The sequence below is a fragment of the Oceanococcus atlanticus genome (assembly GCF_002088235.1).
GTDB classification, from domain to species: domain Bacteria; phylum Pseudomonadota; class Gammaproteobacteria; order Nevskiales; family Oceanococcaceae; genus Oceanococcus; species Oceanococcus atlanticus.
The window spans coordinates 85,587-107,778 of the sequence record NZ_AQQV01000001.1 but is presented as its reverse complement, the minus strand read 5'-3'; the positions used below and the strand labels follow the sequence as shown (position 1 = coordinate 107,778).

Sequence of the window (22,192 nt, the reverse complement as noted above, 5' to 3'; positions counted from 1 at the left end):
GAGCGATGACGCTGCAAACCGAGCGCTGGGATGTACTGATCCGCGGCGCCAAGTTGTTTGATGGCACGGGTGCACCGCCCGTGATGCATGATGTGGCGCTGGCTGATGGGCGTGTCGTGGCACGCGGGGCGCAGCTGGATGCGACCAAGGCCAGTGAGGTGGTTGACGCTGAAGGGCAATGGTTGATGCCCGGGTTGCTGGATGTTCATACCCATCTGGATCTGGAGGTTGAACTGGCGCCTGGTCTGCCGGAAGTGCTGCGCCACGGCACCACCACCGTGGTCATGTCGAATTGCTCGCTGGGCCTGGCTTTCGGCGCGCAGCGTCGCAATGGCGAAGATCCCATCGTGGACTGCTTTGCGCGCGTTGAGAATGTGCCCAAAGCGGTTCTCAGCAAAGTTGCCGACGCGGTCGACTGGAACGATAGCGGGAGTTATCTGAACCACTTCGATCGGCTTGCGCTGGGCCCCAATGTGGTGCCACTGATCCCGCATTCGATGTTGCGAGCCGAGGTTATGGGGCTGCAAGGTTCGGTCAGTCGTGAGCCGACATCTGACGAACTCGCACAAATGGAGGCGTTGGTTGAGAAGGGCATGCAGGAGGGCTACGCCGGTTTTTCCACCGATGCCTTGCCGTTTCACTACCTGGCCAATGATCCTAACCGTCGACGCAAAATCCCGACCCAGTTTGGTTCGTTCTCCGAACTCAAGCGCTTGACTCAGGTGGTGCGGCGCTACGATCGCGTTTGGCAGGCCACGCCGCCCAAGGACAGTCGTTTGGGCACCTTGCGCAATTTCCTGCTCAGCAGCGGCCGTCTGTTTGGCAAGCCACTCAAGGTTACCGCCGTCGCCGCGTTGGACGTGAGTTCGAACAAATCCATTCTGCGCATGGGCCTGTTCCTGATGCGTCTGATCAACTCACGCTGGCTGCAGGGGCGCTTTCGCCTGCAAGCCTTGGCGGCGCCGTTCAAGGTTTATGCCGATGGCATGATCACGCCGCTGGCGGAAGAAGTGCCGGAAATGCGGGAGCTCAATGAGCCGGATCTTGAAGATCGCGAAGCGCGTATGGCCTTGCTCAATGACCCGGCTTATCGCGCGCGCTTCAAACGCATGTGGAATCACGACAAGCGCGGTTTTTCCTTGGCACGTCTCAAGCGCCGCCTCAACATCATGGACGACACACTGACGCGCGATCTGGCTGACATGGTCATGACCGAGCGGCCCGTGGCCGCCTGGAAGGATCAGACCCTGGCGCAGATTTATGTCCGTTTCATGGACTGGAAGCGCAGCGGTCGGGCCATTAACCAGGACGAAGCACAAGTGTTCGGGCGTCTGGCCTTTACGGTTGAAGACGACTGCGATTTCCTGCTGGCACTGCTGCAGCTGTTTGATACCGACCTGCGCTGGTACGTACTGGCGGCGAACGCCGATGCGGCGGTTTACAAACGTGCGCTGACCGATCCCATGAGCCTGCCAGGCTTCAATGATTCCGGTGCTCACCTGACCAACATGGCTTTTTACGATGCCAATCTGCGGGGGTTGCAGCTCATCATGACGGATGGTGATGCCGCGGTGGCGGAGCATGTGCGTCGCTTGACCCGCGACCCGGCGGAGTTTTTTGGGCTTGATGTGGGGCTGGTTGAGGTCGGTTGCGCCGCAGACTTGGTGTTGCTGGACCCGCGTGCGCTGCGCGCGTATGACTCTGAGCGCAAGACCCGCCTGGAATATCGCGAGGAGTTTGGTCACAAACAGATGGTGAACCGCTCTGATGGTGTGGTGACCGCGGTCTGGGTGGCCGGTCAGGCGGCCTGGCAAAATGGTGGTTTTACACCGGTGGTGGGCAAAGCCCGTCTGGGGCAGGTCTTGCGCGCCGGCCAGACGAACCAGGCCGGATCTTCCAGCTTGCCACAAGCGGCCTGAACGCTACTGTCGGAAAGGCCCGCTGTCCGGCGGGCTTTTTTATGTCCGAATGACAGGCCTGTGTTCAATTTTTGCCGAGCCCAGTAAACTGCGCGCCGCGACGCCGCGCGCACAATGACAGGAGTGGTTTTGACAGACAGCGTCACCGTCTTTGCCGTCGGGCAGCGATGGATCAGTAGTACCGAACCGGAACTGGGCCTGGGCCTGGTGGTGCAGGCCGAGGGCCGGGTGGTCCAGGTGTGCTTTCCCGCCGCCGATGAGGAGCGCGCTTACGCCGCGCGCTCGGCACCGCTTAGCCGGGTGCAATTTCGTCAGGGTGAGATGATCCATGACAACCAGGAGCGCCGGCTCAAGGTTACGGACACCCTGGAAAACAACGGCGTCATTATCTATCTGTGTGAAGATGAAGACGGCAAAGATGTGCTGCTGCCGGAAGAGCAGCTGCATGCGGTGATCCGTCTAAACAGCCCGCGCGAGAGGCTGTTTGCCGGTCAGATCGATCGCTTGTCACGTTACCGCTTGCGCTACAACACGCGCCTGCATCACGGGGTGCAGATGCAAAGCCCTGTGCGGGGGTTGCTGGGACCACGGGTTCAGCTGTTACCGCACCAGATTTACATTGCACACGAAGTGGCAAGCCGCCACGCCCCGCGCGTTTTGCTGGCCGACGAGGTCGGCCTGGGCAAAACCATTGAGGCAGGCATGATCGTGCACCAGCAGTTGATCAGTGGGCGCGCCAGCCGTGTGCTGGTGGTGGTGCCCGAGGCCCTGTTGCATCAATGGCTGGTTGAGATGCTGCGGCGCTTCAATCTGCGTTTCACGATACTCGATGAAGCCCGCTGCATGGCCCTGGAGGGTGAGGCGAGTGGGTTGCAAGAGGATGACGTCAGTGCTGACGACATCAATCCGTTCGAAAGCGCACAGCTGGTGTTGTGCGGCGAGAATTTTCTGGCCGCTGATACTTCCCGGGCCGAGCAGGCTCGTGCGGCTGGCTGGGATATCCTGGTGGTTGACGAAGCGCATCACCTGGCCTGGACACCGGAAAACAGCAGTCCCGCCTATGCGTGCGTTGAACGCCTGGCAGAGCAGGTTCCCGGTTTGCTTTTGTTGACCGCGACTCCCGAGCAACTCGGGCGTTCGGGACACTTTGCGCGTCTGCGCCTGCTGGATCCTGATCGCTATCACGATTTACAGCAATTCGTTGATCAGGAGCAGCAGTACCAGCAGATCAGTGATGTGCTGATGGCATTGCGTCAGGACAACGCCTGGCAGCGCTTGAGCTCGGAGCAGGGCTTGCGTGAGGTGCTGGATGCCTATCTGGGTACCGATCGGGTTGCTGCGGTCGTTGCCGAGGTTGATGGCGCTGATGCTTCCGCCCAGACGGTGGCGCTTGAGCGCCTGACCCGTGATTTGCTTGATCGACATGGCACGGGGCGCGTGCTGTTCCGCAATACCCGTGCTTCGGTGAAGGGCTTTCCCGGCCGCGAGCTGCATGCCTGGCCACTTAGCGGATCGCAAGCTTTGCCTGCCGATGTGGCGCTTGATGATCAGCTGCATCCAGAGCAAGTACTCGGCCTGGATGACGACCCCCGCTTGGGTTGGTTGGTCGAATTTCTCAAACAGCATCGCCAGGACAAGGTGCTGCTGATTTGCCGCTCGGCCGAAACCGTTTGCGAACTGGAGCAGCAACTGCGTCTTGCCGGCTGCTACTCGGGGCTCTTCCATGAAGGCATGAGCCTGCTGGAACGCGACCGGGCCGCAGCCTGGTTTGCGGATGATGAGGACGGTGTACAGATCCTGCTGTGCTCGGAAATCGGCAGCGAAGGGCGTAATTTCCAGTTCGCGCGACACCTTATCCTGTTTGATCTGCCGCTGGATCCGGATTTGCTGGAGCAACGAATTGGCCGCCTGGATCGCATCGGTCAAACCGGCGTCATCCAGATTCATGTGCCCTACCTTGAGGGCACGGCCCAGCAACGTCTTCTGAACTGGTACGCCGACGGGCTGGGCGCATTTGAAAGCCCCTTCCAAATCGGCCAAGCGGTCATCAATCGTTACGGTGAGGCCCTGCTGCAAGCCCTGCAAGCCGCCGATGAGCAGCCGTTGCAGAGCCTGATTTCCGATGCACAAAGCTTTGTTGCTCAGGAGCAGGCACGACAGGAGCAAGGGCGTGATCGCCTGCTCGAACTGAACTCCTGCCAGCCTGACAAGGCGGATGAATGGGTCAACATGGTGCGCGAGTACGAGCGCCCTGGCGTCCTTGCGCCGTATATGGAACAGGTCTTTGATGCGTTCGGGGTCGAGCACGAATCGCACAGTGCTGAGGCGGTCATCGCGCGGCCAGGAAACCACATGCATGGCCAGCATTTTCCTGCACTGCCGGAAGATGGGTTGACCGCAACGTTTCGCCGAGACGTTGCCATGAGCCGCGAAGACATGCATTTCCTGACCTGGGAACACCCCATGGTGACCGGGGCCATGGACATGATCCTGAGTGGAGACTTTGGCAACACAGCCTTGTGCACGGTCAAGCTCGGTGGTGTCGCGCCAGGCACGCTGCTGGTTGAAAGCTTGTTTGTGCTCGGAGTTCAGGCGCCGCGGGCTTTGCAGCTTGAGCGTTATCTGCCTGCCGAGCCGGTGCGTTTGTTGCGTGACAATCTGGGACGTGACTTGTCCGAGCAGCTCCCGGCGGATCAATTGCACATGATTGCGGAGCGTGTTCCAAAACAAACCGCGCATGCGCTGGTCAAACGTGCCGAAAAGGTGCTGCAGAGTTTGCTTGATACCTCTGAAAAGCAGGCTGCAGCGCTGCAGGATGAACTGATCGATGCTGCGATGAATCAGATGAGGGCGGAGCGTGACGATGGCTTGCAGCGCTTGCTGGCATTGGCGGAGGTCAATCCCAATGTACGCCAGCAGGAGATAGATCAGTATCAAGCCGAGACGGCTCAGCTGGAAGAACGATTGCGGGCGGCAGCATTGCAGCTGGATGCTGTGCGCATCGCAATTGCGACCTAGCCTGGAAAGCCTGCAGTCGGTTGCGGGGCATGCCGGAAATTGTGCCGTCAAGTGTTTACGCAGCAATTGATAATGACTAGCATTTGCGTTTTATTCGGACGCAAGTGAGAGAAGGGATGTCGATGAAACTGAAGATTTGTGCCGGACTGTTGTCCTTTGCACTGTGCGCGCCGGTTTTTGCCGACGCACCGGGCAATGCCAGTGCGCACGGTGGCAGCGATGCGCATGTGCGTGAGTTGAGCAATCATCTCGCCGAGTACGAAGCCGAAATCAAATGGTTGCTCGACAAGGCGCAGGCTTTGATTCAGGTCTACGCTGACAAGGGTTCAAAAGGTGTGAATACCGATGAACTCATTGATAACTTTGAGGCGGTTAAAGTCCATCTGGCGATCGAGCTGAATTACGTGCCGATCTATGCCGAAGTTTGGCAAGGCATTTACGGCATGAAGCAGGCGATGGAGGAAGGCAAGCCAGCAGCCGAGGCAGAGGCGCAACGCATGGCCTTTGCCAAGGCCCTGTGGCAGGGCATGGGGGTTGTGAAGTTGGCCGCCCAGCATCAGCTTGCTCAACCAGCACCCAGCACCTCGACTGACGAGGCGGCACAAAGCCCTACAGCGACGCTGGAAGAGATTGCCGATACGCTGGATGACGTGCTCGCGCTGTATCGTAAGGGCGAGATTGAGAAAGCCAAATCATTGGTGCATGCGACGTATCTGAATCGATTTGAAGGGGTTGAGGGCGCGCTGATTGAGCAGGACGCGGATCTGGTTGAAGATCTGGAAAAAGATTTCAACGTGACCTTGCTCAAGGCGTTGCAGAGCAAAAATGCGACCCGAACGGTGCAGGGCGTTGTCAGCGCTATGCAGACCAAGCTTGAGCGTGCGCGTAAATTGCTCAAGGAAGCGGACAAGAATCGACGGGACGTGTTCTAGCATGCGCCGCCGTCAATTCCTGCAAACCCTGGCTGCAGGTGGTGTCGTGGGGGCATTGCCGGCAGGGCTGAACACGGTCTTTGCTGCAGATGCGAGCGAGGCCGTCTCAGTTGAGGATCTGCCGCCGATTGAGGGCGAGTTGACCCTCTACCTGGGGCGGGGCGAGGGCGGTTTGTACGAACGTGTGCTTGATGCGATTCGCAAACGCAATCCCAAGCTGAAACTGGGTGTTCGGCGCGGTCCCACCGCGGCACTGGCGAATGCCATAGTGGCCGAAGGGCGCGCGAATGTGCGGCGTGCTGATTTGTTCTGGGCGGTCGACTCTGGCGCGATCGGGGTTGTGGAAGAGGCCGGCTTGGCGCGTGATTTACCGGCCGATATCAGTGCTCAACTTAAGCCCGGATTTCGCTACGAAGCTTGGGCGCCGGTGACCGGGCGTATTCGCACTTTGCCGTATAACCCGACAAGCGTGAGTGCTGAACAGGTGCCCGACGATGTGATGGCGCTGGCTGACAGCTCGCTTAAAGTGGGTTGGGCACCGGCTTACGCGTCGTTTCAGTCATTCGTGACGGCAATGCGGCTGGATCGTGGTGATCAAGCCACACGCGATTGGCTCAAGGGGGTTAAGCGTCATGCCAAGAGCTACGCCGGTGAATTGGGCGTGGTGATGGGTGTGGAGCGTGGTGAGGTTGACCTGGGGTTTGCCAATCACTACTACACCTTGCGTCTCAAGGCCGGTAAACCTGATGCCAATGTGGCCCTGGCGTTTACCAACAACGATGCCGGTTGCCTGGTCAATGCTTCGGGCATTCTGGCGTTGGGTGAGAACCCTGCTGCGGTGACCTTTATTCGTTATCTGCTGACCCGCGAAGTACAGTCGTATCTTGCTGAGGAGGCGTATGAGATTCCGCTGGTGGATGGCGTGGCAATGCCGCAGGGTTTGCCGCCTTTGGCCAGCGTCCAGCCGCCCAAGATCGACCTGACTCAGCTGGCCGATTTGCGCCCGACTCTGAATTTGATGCGTGATGCTGGCGTGTTATGAGGGTTCGCTGGCCGCCGCCGTCCTACCCGCTGGCCGGGCTTATTGCGCTGGTTGCGGTCTTGCCCGTGGTGGTTCTGGTCACGCTGGTCGGTGACGCGCCAGATCCGTTCAGTCCTTACAATCTAAAGGTCTTGCTCAACACCGTAGTGCTCATGGCGCTCACGGTGCTGGGTTCGGTGTTGATCGGCGTACCGCTGGCGCTTTTGACGGCGTATGTCGAAGTGCCATGGCGCCGCGTGTGGCTGGTGGCCTTGGCTGCGCCACTGGCATTGCCCAGCTACATCGGAGCCTTCACCTTTTACGCTGCGTTTGGGCCTGGCGGTGAGATTGAAACGCTCACCGGGCTCTCCACGCCAAGCCTGGATGGCATGTTTGGTGCGGCGCTGGTGATGGCGCTGTACACCTATCCGTTTGTTTTGCTCACCACGCGCGCATCGTTGTGCAGTCTTGATGCCAGTCAGGTCAATGCTGCGCGCACGCTGGGCTTATCGTTGCCGATGAGCCTGTGGCGGGTGGTGCTGCCGCGTGTGCGCAATGGCATTGCGGCCGGTGCCTTGCTCGCGGCCATGTACGCCTTGTCAGATTTTGGCACGCCGGCAATCATGCGGCTGGATACATTCACCCGGGTGATCTTTGTCGAGTACAACGCCTTCGGCCTGAGTCAGGCGGCGATGTTGTCGTTGCAATTGCTGAGCATTGTCGGGCTGGTGCTGTATCTGGAATCACGGGTCAAGACGCCGCAGGAACTGCCCGGAAGAAGTTTGTCGATATGGCCAAGCCGTAGACAGAGCGTTGCTCTGTTCGCTGCTGTTGCGCCCATAGTTCTTTTGGCCATCGCCTTGCCTTTGGCGGTGTTCGGCATATGGCTGTGGCGTGATGGTGCAGAGGGGTTCGAGTTGGCGTATGCCTGGAACTCGGCCTACGCGGCGCTGTTGGCGGCGTTGGTCGCCGTGGTACTGGCGGTGCCGGTGGCGCATGCTGCGATGAGCGGTCGTGCGGGTCGGCTCATGGAGCGGTTGACCTATCTGGGCTTTGGGGTGCCGGGCATCGTGATGGGTACGGCCTTGGTTTATCTTGGCCTGAAGTTGCCGTTGCTCTATCAAACCTTGGCTTTGCTGGTGCTGGCCTATGTTCTGCGTTTTCTACCGCTAGCAGTCGGCGCGGTGCGCTCTACCAGCGAGCGAATCGATCCCAAACTAGTCAATGCAGCACGTACTCTTGGAGCCAGCCGCGGGGAGGCCTTTCGGCGCATCACTTTGCCGCTGACACTGCGTGGTATCGTGGCTGGCGGCGCGCTTGTCTTTCTGGAAGTGATGCGCGAGTTGCCGGCAACTCTGCTGTTGGGGCCTACCGGCTATGAGACCTTGGCCACCTACCTCTGGCGCGTTTACGAAGCAGGCTACTTTGGTCGTGCGGCGGTGCCGGGGCTCTTGCTGATTTTGATTTCCGCGCTGGGGCTGGTGCTGATGCTGTCTGGAGAAGCGCGCGGTGGACGCAGTGTTCTTGAGGATAATCGTCGTTGAAGCTTGAAGTACGTGATCTTGGGGTGAGTTACGGTGCAACGCCAGTTGTTCGCGACCTGAACTTCACGCTCGACGGTGATGACATCTTGATGCTGGTGGGGCCCACGGGCTGCGGCAAAACGACCATTTTGCAGGCGGTGGCGGGGTTGGTGCCGATCGAGTGTGGCCAGATTCAGCTGGGCGACCGACGCATCGGCGCAGCGGACCATGTGCCGCCCGAGAAGCGTCATATTGGTATGGTTTTTCAGGACTTTGCCCTGTTCCCGCATCTGAGCGTGGCGCAGAATGTTGGCTTTCGTTTGAGCAACCAGGCACCGGTCAATCACTGGCTGAACCGACTTGGACTGGAGCCGCTGCGCGAGGCCAGGCCTGAGCGTTTGTCGGGTGGGCAAAAACAGCGGGTAGCGCTGGCAAGAGCGCTGGCTCACGAGCCCTCACTGATGCTGCTGGATGAGCCGTTGTCCAGTCTTGATGCGAGTTTGAAGGACGTGGTGCGCTGGGAAATTCGCGACGCATTGAAGGAGGCAGGTGTGCCTGCGATCTGGGTGACCCACGATCAGGCTGAAGCGCTGTCAGTGGGTGATCAGGTCGGCGTACTCAATGCTGGTCGTCTGCAGCAGGTTGCACCGCCGGAACATTGCTTTGGGCGGCCTGCCAATCGGTTTGTCGCGGGCTTTTTGGGTGAGGCGAGCTTTGTACCTGGCCAGTTTGGTGGCGGGGTCGCGAAAACAGCGCTGGGCAGTGCGCCGGCGATGATGGCCGATAGCGATGTCGCGACTGAGGTTGATTTGCTGGTGCGTCCGGATGACCTTGAATTGACGCAGGCTTCTGCCAGCCAAGGGCAGGGCGAAATCAGTTGGAGTCGCTACGAGGGTGGCACGCGTCTTTACCGTGTGGCGCTTGATGAAGGTGGCAGCGTGCGTGTTCGGGTCAATCATGAACAGAGCCTGTCGCCGGGCCAGCGTGTGGTATTACGCATCAATGCCACAGAACCGCTGACTGCTTTCCCTCGCGCCTAGACAGTTCCGACGCGTTTGAGCATATCGCGGGGGCTGTCTGTGAGGCAGGCAAAAAAAAGCCCCCTGAGAGCAGGGGGCCAAGGTGCGAGAAAGACACGAGGTCTTTCTGGAGGAGACTTGGTTTAAGACGCGAATCGAATGTCGCTTCCGTCTTGTTGAGTGTTAACTCATGTTGCGGTGCAGTATAGAGGTCTTGTTGCACTGCGTCAAGCTTTTTTTGTTGCGCTGCGAAAAAAATTTCGCGACCCGAATTCGACACTAACATTCTGAAATTACGGATTTATTAATCAAAAGCACAAAGCGTGCCGATCCGCAGCTTAGGGAACTTGTTGTCGCCTCGACATAGTTTCTGAGGCTTCTTTTAGAGGCTTTTGAGCGGCTTAGTTGCCGTCAGAGCGATCTTTGCTGTCGCCACGTAGCCCGATGTTTTTGAGCAGTTCCTGGCGGACCTTGCGCCACAGTGGCAGATTCTGATCCGCCAGTTCTTTGAGGGCGTGTAGCGGATTACCCGCCGAGCCGAGCACTTGCTTGACCTGTTCCTTGAACTGGGCTTGCTGATCAATGAACAGCTCCATGCTCAGTTCCAGGTAGTGGCTAACACTGTGCTGCATGGAATCGCCGTAGAAGCGAATGATGTTGAGCAGCACCTCTTCCCGCAGAATCGGTGTGCCAGCTTCTTCCTGTTCCATGATCACCTGCAGCAGGATGCTGCGGGTGATGTCGTCTTTGCTGCGTTTGTCGATGACTTTGAAATCGACATTTTTGAGCACCAGCTGACGAATCTCATCGAGCGTGATGTACCGCGAGATCACCGTGTCATAAAGCCTCCGGTTCGGATACTTATTAATGATGCGGGTCTCGGAAGCAGTCTGTCGGCGGGACACTGTCGGTATGTATTGCTGCAATGCGAAAAAGTTAGTTTGCCAGATCAGATCAGCGTGGCATACCCCTAGGTGCAGAAATCGTTCATTTTGGTGCAGGGCGTGCTGCAACATGGGTCGTCCGCCAGATTTCTGTTGCGGATTCAAGTATCTGGCTAACTGAGCCGGTTTGAGGGGGGAGACCTAGAAATTCCAGGGCCTGATTCAGGCAGTCAGCTGGTCTGTGCTGCCAGGGAATTTCTTCCGCACCATTTTGTTTGCTCAATTTGGCGCCGTCGTGACCTGTCAGCAAAGGGATGTGCATGTAACGCGGCTGAGCGGCGCCTAAAGTGCGCTGCAGCAGGATTTGCCGTCCCGTCGATGTGAGCAGGTCAGCACCGCGCACCACATCGGTGACGCCTTGATCGGCATCATCGATGACGACAACCAGCTGATAGGCGAAAAGGCCGTCAGCGCGGTGCACGACCATGTCACCGCATTGCTGGGCCGGAGTGTGTACTTGCGGGCCAAGCAGTCGGTCGGTGAATGGCACCGCGCCATCTTCAATGCGAAAGCGCCAACTGCGCAGAGTTTCGCCGGCCGGCATACCTTGACGGCAGTGGCCGGGGTAGCGTTTTTCGCCGCTTGCGTCGGCGGCGGGTTGAAGATGCCTTCGGGTGCAGGCGCAGGGAAAGACCCGGTCACTTTGCTTGAGTGCCTCGAGAACTGCGTCGTAGCGTTCAAGGCGTTCGCTTTGCCACATGACCGGGCCGTCCCAGTGCAGGCCCAAAGCGTGCAGGGTTTCGCAGATGTGCAAACCAAGTTTATGGTCGCAGCGGGCTGCATCAATATCTTCGATGCGTAACAGCCAGCGACCACCATGGGCACGCGCATCCAGCCAGCTGGCAAGGGCGGCTACCAGCGAACCGGCATGCAGCGGTCCGCTGGGGGATGGTGCGAATCGTCCGACGTAGGAAATGCTCGGGCCCGACGCGCCTCGTAGAAGGTCAGCGACCGAGCTGGCGCTCGCGGATTTCTTCCAGGCTCTTGCAGTCGACACACATTTCGGCAGTGGGGCGTGCTTCGAGGCGACGAATACCGATATCGGCGCCGCAGGATTCGCAGAAGCCGAAATCGTGGTCGTCAATGCGCCGCAGCGAGCTGTCGATCTTGCGGATCAACTTGCGTTCGCGATCGCGTGTGCGCAATTCCAGGCTGAACTCGGATTCCTGGGTGGCACGGTCGGTCGGGTCCGGGAAGTTGGCCGCTTCGTCCTGCATGTGATGCACGGTGCGATCAACTTCTTCCATCAGCGAACGTTTCCAGTTCAGGAGGATGCTCCGAAAATGCTCAACCTGAGCATCATTCATGTATTCCTCACCGTCCTTCAACTCATAAGGTGTGAAGTCGGTGTAGCTCGAGCTGGAGGAGGCTTTATTGTCCACTGATCCTGCCATAGTTATTCGTTCGGAAATCGGCTAGTAGTACCAGAAACTTTTGGGCGCGGCAACGCGCCTGAGCACTGGCTCAAAATTTTTCAAAGCAGCACCGCAACATGGGTGCGATACGGTATGATTTCAAGACGTAAAAGTTGCTTGATTTGTCGCTTATGAACCTCAGGCCTGAAACCGCCTCGGCCTCGCACCGGAATTCCGTATTCCGGGCTGCGACACGCCGCCCACGGCGAGGGGTTCAATGCGTTTGAAAGCGTTGCTGTTCGATGTCGATGGCACGCTGTCCGATACCGAGCAACAGGGCCATCTGCCCGCCTACAATGCCGCGTTCAGCGAAATTGGCCTGAGCTGGCACTGGTCTCCCGAGCTTTACCGCAAAGAGCTGCTGCTGTTGCCTGGTGGGCGTGAGCGCATCCGGCATTATCTGATCAAGCACAAGCCGCGGGTTGACGCGTTTGTTGATGAGCTGCACAAGGACCAGATGCACTGGGTCAATCTGGTGCATGAAGCCAAATCGCGCTGGTTCCGGCGGCGTCTGGAAGAGGGCAAGGTCACCCTGCGGCCGGGCGTGGCCCGACTGATTGCGTTGGCCCGGGCCGAAGGCTTGCGTCTGGCTGTGGTCACCAACGCCAGCGAGCGCAGTTTGCAGCCATTCTTGCACTATGCCCTGGGGCCGGAACTGCTTGAGCAGTTTGACTTCATCGTCAGTGGTGAGCAGGTCGCACGCAAGAAACCGTCACCGGATTTGTATTTGCGCGCGGTGGAGCTGCTCGGTCTCAAGCCTGAGGAATGCCTGGCGATCGAAGATTCCGGCATGGGCCTATGCGCAGCGGCCGCGGCCGGTGTGCGCACCTTGATCACGGCCAACCAGGACACCCTTGAGCATGATTTCGCTGCCGCTCAGGCGGTGGTGTCGGATTTGGGTGAGCCGGACGCCCCCTGGCAGGTGCTCAAGGGGGACCAGGTGCTCAATGGATACCAGTTCGCGACCCCACAGGTTCTGCAGAATCTGGTTGACGCGGCCTGAGCCTCAGGCCGGCAGATCGACCCGCGGTGCTGGCGTCCAACCGGCTTTGCGGTGTTCCGCAACCACCGTGGTGTAGATGCCGCCGCGCACGTAGAACTCGGCCTTTAGGCGCAGATAGCGCGGGTTGATGGCGGCAACCAGATCATCGGCAATGCGGTTGGTCACATCTTCGTGAAAGGCACCCTCGTCACGGAACGACCACAGGTAAAGCTTCAGTGCCTTGAGTTCCACGCACAGCTCGTCGGCGATGAAGTCCAGGTACAGCGTGGCGAAGTCCGGCTGACCGGTCTTGGGGCACAGGCAGGTGAATTCCGGCATGCGCATGCTGATCACATAGTCGCGCTCAGGCTTCGGATTGGGGAAGGTTTCGAGGGTTTTGGACGGGCGAGTGGACATGGAGCTCAGGAATTACCGCAATGTTGAGGAAAGAACCCGCGGCGGCAGTGTTGGCGCCGGGAAACATAATTTACACTAGCTCGTTTTCCGACGTGATTCGCGCATGCGCCTGAGCGCTATCCGGCTGGCCGGATTCAAGTCCTTTGTAGACAAGACTCAGCTGACCCTGACCAGCAACCTGACCGCTGTGGTCGGGCCGAACGGGTGTGGCAAGTCGAATCTGATCGACGCCGTGCGTTGGGTATTGGGTGAATCCAGCGCCAAGCAGCTGCGTGGCGCCGCGCTGTCGGATGTGATCTTCAACGGTTCGCGCACGCGCAAGCCGGTTGGGCGCGCCATGATCGAGCTGGTGTTCGACAACAGTGACGCGACCATTGAAGGGCCCTACGCGCAGTACGGCGAAATTGCCGTGCGTCGTGAGCTGTCGCGTGATGGCGGCTCGCAGTTCTATATCAACGGCACACGTTGTCGGCGCAAGGACATCACCGAGTTGTTCCTGGGCACCGGTCTGGGCGGCCGCTCCAACTACGCCATCATCGAGCAGGGTACGGTTTCGCGCCTGATTGAGGCGCAGCCCGAAGAACTGCGCCAGATGCTGGAAGAGTCGGCCGGGATCTCGCGCTACAAGGAAAAGCGCCGGGAGACCGAAATCCGCATTCGGCACACGCGGGAAAACCTTGATCGCCTGGAAGATCTGCTGGGCGAGATCGATGAACGTTTGAGCAAACTGCAGCGCCAAGCTGCGGCGGCCCAGCGCTTCAAGCAGTACAAGCAGGATCAGCGGCGTTTGCGTCGCCAGTTGCTGGGCCTGCGCTGGCGCGAACTGGAAACCGAACACGCCGCAGCGCGTGAACGTTTGCAGACCTGCCAGCAGCAGCTGGATCAGGCCGAAGCGCGGCTCAAGGATGCCATCGTGGCGCGCAAGCAGACCGCCGATGCCGCCGAGCAGAGCAACCAGGAGACCCAGGCGGTTCAGGCCCGCTATTACGAGGCTGAAGCCGCACTTGGGCGCGCCGAGCAGGAACTCAAGCACGCCCAGGAAATGATTCGCCTGCGCGACAAGGAAGCGCAGGACCTGCGCAGCGAAAGTGAGCGGTTGCTGGCCCAGTTCAAGGAGCGCGACGAGCGTGGGCGTGAACTCGGCGCCCAGCTGACCGTGCTGCAACAGACGTTGGCTGATGCCCAGCAGGAACTGGCCACCCTGGAATCCGGCCTGGCCCAGGCTGAGCAGCATGCGGCCGATGAACAGCGCGCGCTGGAAACCCTGCGCGATGCCCTGCAGAAACCGCGCACCGTCGCGGCCACAGAAAAGGTGCGTCTGGAGCAGCTGGGGCGGCAACTGGAGCGTACCCAGGCGCGCGCAACTCAGTGCGAACAGGATCTCGCGGCCATCGACGTGAGTGAGGTCGAGCAACAAATCACCGCCGCTGAGCAGGCCATGCAGGCCGCATCGGCGGCCCTGGAAGATGCCGACGTGCGTGCTGCTCAGGCCGTTCAGCAGGTCGAGCAAGCGCGCCGTGAGCGGGGTGACAGCGACGCTGCTTTGCACGAGGCGCGCAAGCAGGCGCAGAGTGTTCATGCACGTCTGGCCGCGCTCACTGCGGAGCAGGCGCGGGCGCTGGGTGACGATGACAAATCAGATACGCGCTGGCTGGCCGACAAGGGCTGGTCGCAGGCGCAGCCGCTGGCACGGGTGATGCGCGTACAGCCGGGCTGGGAAGACGCCGCTGAAGCGGTGCTTGGTCCGTGGCTGCAAGCGCCTTGCATTGATGGACAGCTGGCCCTGATCAGCGATGACGAGGCCCAGCCGGCCCGCCTGATCGAACTCGACGATGCCAGCTGGCAGGCCCCGGAGGGTTCGCTGGCGGCGCAGGTCGAAGGTCCGTTGGCCATCCGCAAGCTGCTCGCGACCGTGTTCACGGCGGCATCACCAGCCGCCGCACAAACGCAGCTGGCGACTTTGGCCGCCGGGCACAGCGTGGTCACGGCGCAGGGCCATATGCTGTGGCCGGGTTTGAGTCATCGCCGCAAAGGCCAGCAGGCCGATGGTGTACTGCTGCGTGAGCGTCTGCTGGCCGAAGCGCGTGATGAGAACAGCGCGGCGCAGCAGGCCGCCGAGCAGGCGCATCAGCAGCAACAGGCTGCGGTGGAGCAGCTCAAACAATCCGAGCAGGCCCAGCAGCAGGCGCTGCAGGCGCTGGATCAGGCGCGGCGCCAGCATGCTGAGGCGCGCAGCGTGAGTCAGCGTCTGAGCGAGAAGAAAAGCACGCTGGAGCAACGTCGTCAGCAGCGCAGCGAAGAGCTGGCCGAGGTTGGCAAGTTGCTCGACGAGCTGCGCCGTGACCGTGACCAGGCTGAGAAATTGCTGGAGGCCAGTCGGGGTGAGCTGGAGGCGCTGGAGCGGCAGGAGCGTGCGCAACTGGAAAAAAGCGACGCTGCGCGCAAGGCATTGCAGGATGCGCGGCATCGTCAGCAGGATTTGCAGCGTCAGCTCGACAGTTCGCGTGAGCGTCGTGCGGCATTGAGCAGCGAACTGGCTGCGGCCCAGGCGGCGCGCGATGCGCTGGATGCGCGCCGCAAGGATGTCGAACAGAATCTGGCCGCATCGCAGCAAAACCAGGACAGTATCCAGACCCCGTTGCCGGCCTTGCAGGACGCGGTTGCAGCTGCCAGCAAAGCCCGGGAGGCGGCAACCGAGGCCCTCAAAACCTCGCGTCAGACTCAGGAGCTGAGCGTGAGCAAGGCACGTGAGGCCGCTGCCGCAGTGCATCAGTGCGAGCAGGCCTCACAGAACGTACGCGCTCGTTTGCAGGAAATGCAGCTGGGCGAGCAGCGTCTGCTGGCGCGGCGCGATGGGCTGGAAGAACAGGTTCGCGAGGCCGGTGCACGGCTCGATGACATCATCGCCGAACTGGATGAGAGCATGCAGGCACGCGCCTGTGAGGAAGAGCTCGAGAAACTGGACAGCCGTATTCAGCGGCTTGGCGCCGTCAATCTGGCTGCGGTCGAGGAATACGACGAAGAAAAGCAGCGGGCCGATCATCTGCGCGCTCAGGAAGCGGATCTGGTCGAGGCCCTGGACAAGCTGGAGGATGCAATCCGGCAGATCGACAAGGAAACCCGGGCGCGCTTCCGGGCCACGTTCGAGTCGGTCAACGAGCGCTTCAAAGCGCGTTTCCCCAAACTGTTTGGTGGTGGTGAGGCCTATCTCGAGCTGACTGGCGAAGATGTTCTGGATGCTGGTGTGCGGGTGATGGCGCGGCCGCCCGGCAAGCGCAACGCCACCATCCAGCTGCTTTCCGGTGGCGAAAAAGCCATGACCGCAGTGGCGCTGGTTTTTGCCCTGTTCGAACTCAACCCGGCCCCGTTCTGCATGCTGGATGAGGTTGATGCGCCGTTGGATGACGCCAATGTCGTGCGTTATTGCGAGGTGGTGCGCGAGATGTCCGAGCAGGTACAGTTTATTATCGTGACCCATAACAAGGTCACCATGGAGCTGGCCGACCAGCTCAATGGCGTGACCATGCAGGAACCCGGCGTGTCGCGTCTGGTCAGTGTCGACGTGCAACAGGCCGTGGCGCTGGCGGGATAAAGGCACCATGCCGGATACCAGAAAAACACCAGGAATCGAACATGAATGAGATGCAGTGGGCACTCCTCGTCATCGGCGTGATCGTCGTGGTGGGGGTGTATCTTCATGCCCGACGCCAGGCTGCCAAGCAGGCCGTTTGGAACAACAAGCGGCGGCGCGAAGGACAGGAAGAGGATCAGCTCGATTTCTTCAAGAGCGACAGCGCCTCCTTCGACGAATTCGGCGTGGGCAAAGCGCGTCCGCGTGACGCCGGTCAGCCGGACGAGTCGGTGGCGGTGGAAGATCCAGTCAGCGGTGAGAGTACCGACGAGTTTGGCGGTCTTTTCGTGATATCGGTCCACCGCAGCGACCTCAGTCACATGGATGGCGAGGCGCTGCATCAGGCGCTGGAAAGCTGCGGCCTGCAGTTCGGCGCTCACGATGTGTTTCACCGCTTCAGCCCGAACGGCGAGCGTGTGTTCTCGGTCACGTCGATGGTTAAGCCGGGCTTTCTGATCCCGGAAGAGAAACATGAGCTGCACACCCCGGGCGTGAGCCTGTTCCTGCAGCTGCCGGGCAGCATGGATGGCGAGGCCGCATTTGATGATCTGCTGACCACCGCGCAGACCCTGGCCGATCGTCTCGACGCCACCTTGCTGGATCGTCAGCGCCAGCCTTTGACCACAGACATGATCGCGCGGATGCGCGAGGCCAGCGCCACCTACACCGCGCAATAACGCCCTGTAATGACTGCTATCCCCACGGCGGCGCGCAAGCGAGCCGCCGAGCTGGCGGATCAGTTGCGCGAGCACGATCACCGCTATTACGTGCTGGATGATCCGCAGCTGGACGACGCCAACTACGATGCCTTGCGCCGCGAACTGGAGCAGCTCGAAGCGCGCTACCCCGAGCTGCGCACGGCGGATTCACCGACCCAGCGGGTTGGGGCGCCACCGGATAATGCTTTTGCCGCCGTGGTGCATCGTCAGCCCATGTTGTCGCTGGCCAACTGCTTCAGTGACGACGAGTTGGATGACTTCCTGGAGCGCGTACGCAAGGCCATGGGGACCTTGCCCTTGTTTGGCGCCGAGCCCAAGTTTGATGGCCTGGCCGTAAGCCTGGTCTATGAAGAGGGTGTGCTGGTCAGCGGCGCCACACGCGGTGACGGGCGTGAGGGCGAGGATGTGACGGCCAATTTGCGCACTGTGGGGTCGGTGCCCCTGCGCCTGCAGGGCGCGGCGCCCCCCGTGCTTGAGGTGCGCGGTGAAGTGGTCATGCCGCGCAGCGGCTTTGCCGAGTTGAATTCACGCCTGGAAGCCCAAGGCGAAAAGACCTACGTGAACCCGCGCAATGCCGCAGCTGGCGCATTGCGTCAGCTCAATCCGCAGGTGACAGCGCAGCGACCGCTCAAGTTTTTTGCCTATGCGGTCGGTGACAGTCAGGGCGTGTTTGAGGGTGAGCACGGTCTCACACGCAATAATCAGGTCATGGCAGCGCTGGCTGAATGGGGCTTCGTGGTCACGCAGCTGCGTCAGGATTGTGCCGATCGCGATGCCTTGCTGGCCTACTATCAGCGTATCGGCGAACTGCGTGACAGCCTCGATTTCGACATCGACGGTGTGGTCTACAAGGTCGATGATCTGGCAGTGCGAGACGAGCTTGGCCAGGTTGCGCGGGCACCGCGCTGGGCCATTGCGCACAAATTTCCGGCCGAGGAAGCGACCACGCGCTTGCGCGCGGTGGAGTTCCAGGTTGGGCGTACCGGCGCGCTGACGCCGGTTGCCCGTCTGGAGCCTGTGTTTGTCGGCGGCGTGACCGTGTCCAATGCCACTTTGCACAATATGGACGAGGTGGCGCGCAAGGACGTACGCGTGGGTGACACCGTGGTGGTGCGCCGGGCCGGGGATGTGATTCCCGAAGTTGCCCGGGTGGTGCTCGACAAGCGCCCTGATGACGCTGCCAAGATCGAGCTGCCGCAGGCTTGCCCGGTGTGTGATTCACCGGTGACGCGTATCGAGGGAGAAGCGGTTGCACGCTGCACCGGCAGTCTGAGTTGCGATGCGCAACTGCGAGAAAGCCTCAAGCATTTTGCCTCGCGCCGCGCCATGGACATCGAGGGTCTGGGCGACAAGCTGATCGATCAAATGGCCGAACTGGGTTTGCTGAAAAGTCCCGCCGATATCTATCGCCTCAGCGAAGAACAGGTGGCGGCCTTGCCGCGCATGGCCGAGAAATCAGCCAGCAATCTCATTGCAGCGATTCGGCGCAGTGCCCAGACCAGCTTTGCACGTTTTCTGTTCGCGCTGGGCATCCGCGATGTGGGCGAGGTAACTGCGGCCCAGCTGGCCGAGGATTTCGCTGAACTGCCGGCCTTGATGGCGGCGGACTTGGAGCGGCTGCAGCAGGTGCCGGATGTGGGCACGGTGGTGGCCGGACGTATTCGGGACTTCTTCGATGATGAGCACAACCGGGCGATCATTGCCCGGCTGGTTGATCCCGATGATTGCGCGATCCACTGGCCGACGCCGCAAAAGCCTGCGTCCGGTGGCCCGCTGGATGGCCAGCAGTTCGTGATCACCGGCACGCTGGAGGGCATGAGCCGTGATCAGGCCAAAGCGCGCATCATCGCCGCCGGTGGCAAGGTCAGCGGTTCGCTGTCGGGCAAGACCGACTTTCTGCTGGCCGGGGAAAAGGCCGGTTCGAAGCTGGCCAAGGCGCAAAAGCTGGGGGTGCCGGTGCTCGATCTGGCCGCGTTAGAGAAGATGCTGGCAAGCGACTGATCAGCGCTTCAGATGCGAGCCCCACAGGGTCCAGCGCATCATGATGCCGCCCAGAATGTAGTCCTTGGTTTCCAGCAGCGGGCTGTCGGCGAATGCGCTGTCGCGCAAATTGTCATACGAGACGTAGCTGTAAATCCCGAAATCGCCGAACTGGTAAACATGGGTGGCGGAAAAACGCCAGCCGCTGAAGCCGCTGCGCGCGGCGTAGGCCGGGCGCTCGGCGGTCGCATAAGGCGCTTCGACAGTATAGAAGTAGTCGTGGTAGCGGCGCGTTGCGTAGACCGGTCCGGCAGTCAGTTCCCAATCGTGACGGTGGCGCTGTGTGGCCGGGGCGCTGCGTCTGAGATTGAGCCGTGGCTGCAACGTCCAGCCTATGGTTTCAATCTGCTCGAAATCCGATGCGATCACACCGCGCGCCAGGGTTTCCTGCACGCAGGTCCAGCCACTCCAGCAGGGCAGCGCAATAATGAGCACAGGCCCAAGTTCGATGCTGGGGTTGAGGTCGGGCATGCCTTCGCGCAGCGGCACATCGTCGCTGTCGACCGGCAGGGATCCGGCTGCTGAGAGGTTGAAGCGCACGCGCCGGGTGTCGTAGACATCAAGCTTGGCGCCATCACGGCTGAGGCTTAAATGCTTGCTGCTGAACGAGACGATGGGCACCGGCAGGGCCAGCACCTCACGCACCTTGGAGCCGCGATAGGCAGGAAAGCTGAGGCTGGCCAGCCCGAGCCCGGCGTCCCAGCGAAAGTGACCGCTGTCAGCGTCAGGCAGGGTCGGTTCGGTGGCTGCGGATGTGCACAGGCTCGTGAGCAGCAGCAGTGCTCCGAGGCAGCCTCGGCTCATTGCGCGCGTGCGGAAATCGACAGGGCATGAATCTCGCTGCCCATCATCTCGTCCACCGCAGCGTAGACCATGCGGTGGGCTTCGAGCGGCTTTTTGCCGGCAAATGCCGCAGCACGAATGCTCACACTGTAGTGGCCAGCACCACCACGGGCGCCGGCATGGCCGACATGCAGGTGGCTGTCGTCGCGGATGTCCAGTTCGGTGGGGGCGAAGGCCTGCTCGAGCAGCGCGCGTATGCGCTCAACACGATCACTCATGGCAGCACCGGTTTGAACGGGCGCACACTGACTTCGGCGTACACGCCGGCATGGCGATAAGGGTCATCGTCAGCCCAGGCGCGGGCCGATTCAATGTCGTTGAATTCGGCCACGATCAGGCTGCCTTCAAAACCCAGCTCGCCGGGGTCGCTGGCATCCACAGCCGGGAACGGCCCGGCCAGCAACAAGCGGCCGTCGGCTTTGAGGTCCTGCAGGCGGGCCAGATGATCCGGGCGTGCGGCTAGGCGCTTGGCCAGGCTGTTGGGCACATCCAGCGCGGTGATCGCATACCACATCAGACTTCTTCCTTGGGCAGGTGCTGGTGCACGAACGGCAGGTGCGCCAGCACGAATAGGAACATCAGGGCGGTGAACCCGAAGGTTTTGACCAATGCCCACATCTCATCATTGAGGCTCAGCGCCAGCACCACATTAAGGCCGGCGCAGAACACGAAAAACACCGCCCAGGCGATATTGATGCGTCGCCACAGGGGCTCGGGTAACTCGGCAACGCTGCTGCCCAGGCGCTGCATCATCACCGTTTTGCCGATGAACTGGCTGCCACCGATGACCAGGGCGAAAGCCAGATACACCGCAGTGGGTTTGAACTTGATGAACACCGGGTCCTTGAGGCCCAGGGTGATGCCGCCCAGCACCAGGGCGACCACGGCCGTGCCCAGATGCATACGGTGCAAACGCTTGTGCACCAACGCATACCAGAGGACCAGAGCGAACAGTGCAACGATGAGCACCACGGTGGCGACATAGATGTCGCGCCAGATCACCGCGCCGAGAAAGGCCAGGGCGGGGATCGAATCAATCCATTTCTGCATGCTGCCGATTATACTCTGTGGCTGATTTCACTTTTGCGAAGCGATGTCCGCCGAATATCTGGAGGTTCATCCGGACAACCCCCATGGGCGCCAGATCCGGCACGTGGTCAGCCGCCTGCGCGAGGGCGCCATCATCGCCTATCCAACCGACTCCTGTTACGCCTTCGGTTGTCACATCGGTGACAAGCAGGCGGTGGAGCGGATCAAGCGCATTCGCCAGGTCGACAAGCATCACAACATGACGCTGATGTGCAGTGATCTGTCGGAGATCGCCAACTACGCGCGCGTTGATAACTGGCAGTTCCGCATGCTGCGCAACACCACGCCTGGCGCGTTCACCTTCGTGCTGCGCGCCACCTTGCAAGTGCCGCGGCGCTTGCAGACCGGCAAGCGCAAAACCATTGGCGTGCGCGTTCCGGACAACGCCATTGCCCATGCGCTGTTGGAGGAGATGGGCGAGCCGATTCTGAGCTGCACCGCGCAATTGCCGGGTGAGGAGCTGCCGTTTCATGAGGCGGACGATATTCGCGATGCGCTGGCCAACGACCTGGATCTGATCGTTGACGGCGGGCCGTGCGGTTTCGAGCCCACCACCGTGGTCGATATCTCCGACGGCAAGGTCGAACTGATCCGCGCCGGCAAGGCGGATCCGGCGGCATTGGGTTTATAACCGGGATTGCTCCCCGGCGCGAGCCACTCTCAGTCTATAATCGCGCGCT

19 protein-coding genes are annotated in these 22,192 nt (G+C 60.7%); 11 read left to right on the top strand and 8 right to left on the bottom strand.

Annotated features, from left to right (window positions below; translation table 11 throughout):
• The first annotated feature begins 5 nt into the window (after positions 1–5).
• The 6 genes from ATO7_RS00520 to ATO7_RS00495 all read left to right on the top strand — a co-directional run bounded on the left by ATO7_RS00520 (position 6) and on the right by ATO7_RS00495 (position 9,453).
• On the top strand, positions 6–1,919 hold the full coding sequence (locus ATO7_RS00520) for an N-acyl-D-amino-acid deacylase family protein (RefSeq protein ID WP_083558969.1): 1,914 nt from the start codon (positions 6–8) through the stop codon (positions 1,917–1,919).
• A 129-nt stretch (positions 1,920–2,048) separates the two neighbouring features.
• Complete coding sequence (gene rapA / locus ATO7_RS00515; protein WP_240499399.1) at positions 2,049–4,937, top strand: RNA polymerase-associated protein RapA; 2,889 nt, start codon at positions 2,049–2,051, stop codon at positions 4,935–4,937.
• Positions 4,938–5,059: 122 nt separating this feature from the next.
• Positions 5,060–5,869 carry a hypothetical protein gene (locus ATO7_RS00510; protein ID WP_083558967.1) on the top strand — a complete coding sequence of 270 codons (810 nt, stop codon included), beginning with the start codon at positions 5,060–5,062 and terminating at the stop codon, positions 5,867–5,869.
• 1 nt (position 5,870) lies between these two features.
• Positions 5,871–6,911, top strand: a complete 1,041-nt coding sequence (locus ATO7_RS00505; protein WP_083558966.1) for a substrate-binding domain-containing protein — start codon at positions 5,871–5,873, stop codon at positions 6,909–6,911.
• Positions 6,908–8,434, top strand: a complete 1,527-nt coding sequence (locus ATO7_RS00500; protein ID WP_083558965.1) for an ABC transporter permease — start codon at positions 6,908–6,910, stop codon at positions 8,432–8,434. The genes ATO7_RS00505 and ATO7_RS00500 overlap by 4 nt, the downstream gene beginning before the upstream one ends.
• Complete coding sequence (locus ATO7_RS00495; protein WP_240499398.1) at positions 8,431–9,453, top strand: ABC transporter ATP-binding protein; 1,023 nt, start codon at positions 8,431–8,433, stop codon at positions 9,451–9,453. The genes ATO7_RS00500 and ATO7_RS00495 overlap by 4 nt, the downstream gene beginning before the upstream one ends.
• Positions 9,454–9,833: 380 nt before the next feature.
• Here the strand turns inward: ATO7_RS00495 and phaR are convergent, their stop codons facing one another.
• Genes phaR through dksA form a run of 3 tightly spaced genes read right to left on the bottom strand, consistent with a single transcriptional unit; the run spans position 9,834 to position 11,770 of the window.
• The gene (gene phaR / locus ATO7_RS00490) at positions 9,834–10,448 is read right to left on the bottom strand and encodes a polyhydroxyalkanoate synthesis repressor PhaR (protein WP_083558964.1); all 615 of its coding nucleotides are present in this window, start codon (positions 10,446–10,448) and stop codon (positions 9,834–9,836) included.
• Positions 10,420–11,373, bottom strand: a complete 954-nt coding sequence (gene gluQRS / locus ATO7_RS00485) for a tRNA glutamyl-Q(34) synthetase GluQRS (protein ID WP_240499426.1) — start codon at positions 11,371–11,373, stop codon at positions 10,420–10,422. Before gluQRS ends, phaR begins: the two co-directional genes overlap by 29 nt.
• The gene (gene dksA / locus ATO7_RS00480; RefSeq protein ID WP_083558963.1) at positions 11,321–11,770 is read right to left on the bottom strand and encodes an RNA polymerase-binding protein DksA; all 450 of its coding nucleotides are present in this window, start codon (positions 11,768–11,770) and stop codon (positions 11,321–11,323) included. The genes gluQRS and dksA overlap by 53 nt, the downstream gene beginning before the upstream one ends.
• Before the next feature lie 238 nt (positions 11,771–12,008).
• Between dksA and ATO7_RS00475 the strand changes: the two genes are divergently transcribed.
• Entirely contained in the window at positions 12,009–12,794 is a 786-nt protein-coding gene (locus ATO7_RS00475) for an HAD-IA family hydrolase (protein ID WP_083558962.1), read from the top strand.
• A gap of 3 nt (positions 12,795–12,797) precedes the next feature.
• Here ATO7_RS00475 and queF read toward each other — a convergent pair whose 3' ends face one another.
• Positions 12,798–13,190: a preQ(1) synthase gene (gene queF / locus ATO7_RS00470; protein WP_083558961.1), complete on the bottom strand. Its 393-nt coding sequence runs from the start codon at positions 13,188–13,190 to the stop codon at positions 12,798–12,800.
• A gap of 103 nt (positions 13,191–13,293) precedes the next feature.
• Here queF and smc point away from each other — a divergent pair, with 103 nt between their 5' ends.
• From smc to ligA, 3 genes are read left to right on the top strand one after another with little or no spacing between them, the layout of a single operon-like run.
• Positions 13,294–16,782, top strand: a complete 3,489-nt coding sequence (gene smc / locus ATO7_RS00465) for a chromosome segregation protein SMC (RefSeq protein ID WP_083558960.1) — start codon at positions 13,294–13,296, stop codon at positions 16,780–16,782.
• Positions 16,783–16,823: 41 nt separating this feature from the next.
• Positions 16,824–17,498, top strand: a complete 675-nt coding sequence (locus tag ATO7_RS00460) for a cell division protein ZipA (RefSeq protein ID WP_083558959.1) — start codon at positions 16,824–16,826, stop codon at positions 17,496–17,498.
• A gap of 9 nt (positions 17,499–17,507) precedes the next feature.
• Positions 17,508–19,541, top strand: a complete 2,034-nt coding sequence (gene ligA / locus ATO7_RS00455) for an NAD-dependent DNA ligase LigA (protein WP_083558958.1) — start codon at positions 17,508–17,510, stop codon at positions 19,539–19,541.
• On the opposite strand, the gene ATO7_RS00450 is transcribed toward ligA, so the two are convergent.
• From ATO7_RS00450 to ATO7_RS00435, 4 genes are read right to left on the bottom strand one after another with little or no spacing between them, the layout of a single operon-like run.
• Entirely contained in the window at positions 19,542–20,384 is an 843-nt protein-coding gene (locus ATO7_RS00450) for a MipA/OmpV family protein (protein WP_083558957.1), read from the bottom strand.
• Positions 20,381–20,641, bottom strand: coding sequence for a BolA family protein (locus ATO7_RS00445; protein WP_083558956.1), 261 nt, complete (start codon positions 20,639–20,641; stop codon positions 20,381–20,383). Before ATO7_RS00445 ends, ATO7_RS00450 begins: the two co-directional genes overlap by 4 nt.
• Positions 20,638–20,937 (bottom strand): YciI family protein, encoded by a 300-nt coding sequence (locus ATO7_RS00440; RefSeq protein ID WP_083558955.1) that lies wholly within the window; start codon positions 20,935–20,937, stop codon positions 20,638–20,640. The genes ATO7_RS00445 and ATO7_RS00440 overlap by 4 nt, the downstream gene beginning before the upstream one ends.
• Positions 20,937–21,473 carry an inner membrane-spanning protein YciB gene (locus ATO7_RS00435; RefSeq protein WP_083558954.1) on the bottom strand — a complete coding sequence of 179 codons (537 nt, stop codon included), beginning with the start codon at positions 21,471–21,473 and terminating at the stop codon, positions 20,937–20,939. Before ATO7_RS00435 ends, ATO7_RS00440 begins: the two co-directional genes overlap by 1 nt.
• A 43-nt stretch (positions 21,474–21,516) precedes the next feature.
• On the opposite strand from ATO7_RS00435, the gene ATO7_RS00430 reads away from it, so the two are divergent.
• Positions 21,517–22,143: an L-threonylcarbamoyladenylate synthase gene (locus ATO7_RS00430; RefSeq protein ID WP_083558953.1), complete on the top strand. Its 627-nt coding sequence runs from the start codon at positions 21,517–21,519 to the stop codon at positions 22,141–22,143.
• Positions 22,144–22,192: the final 49 nt, after the last annotated feature.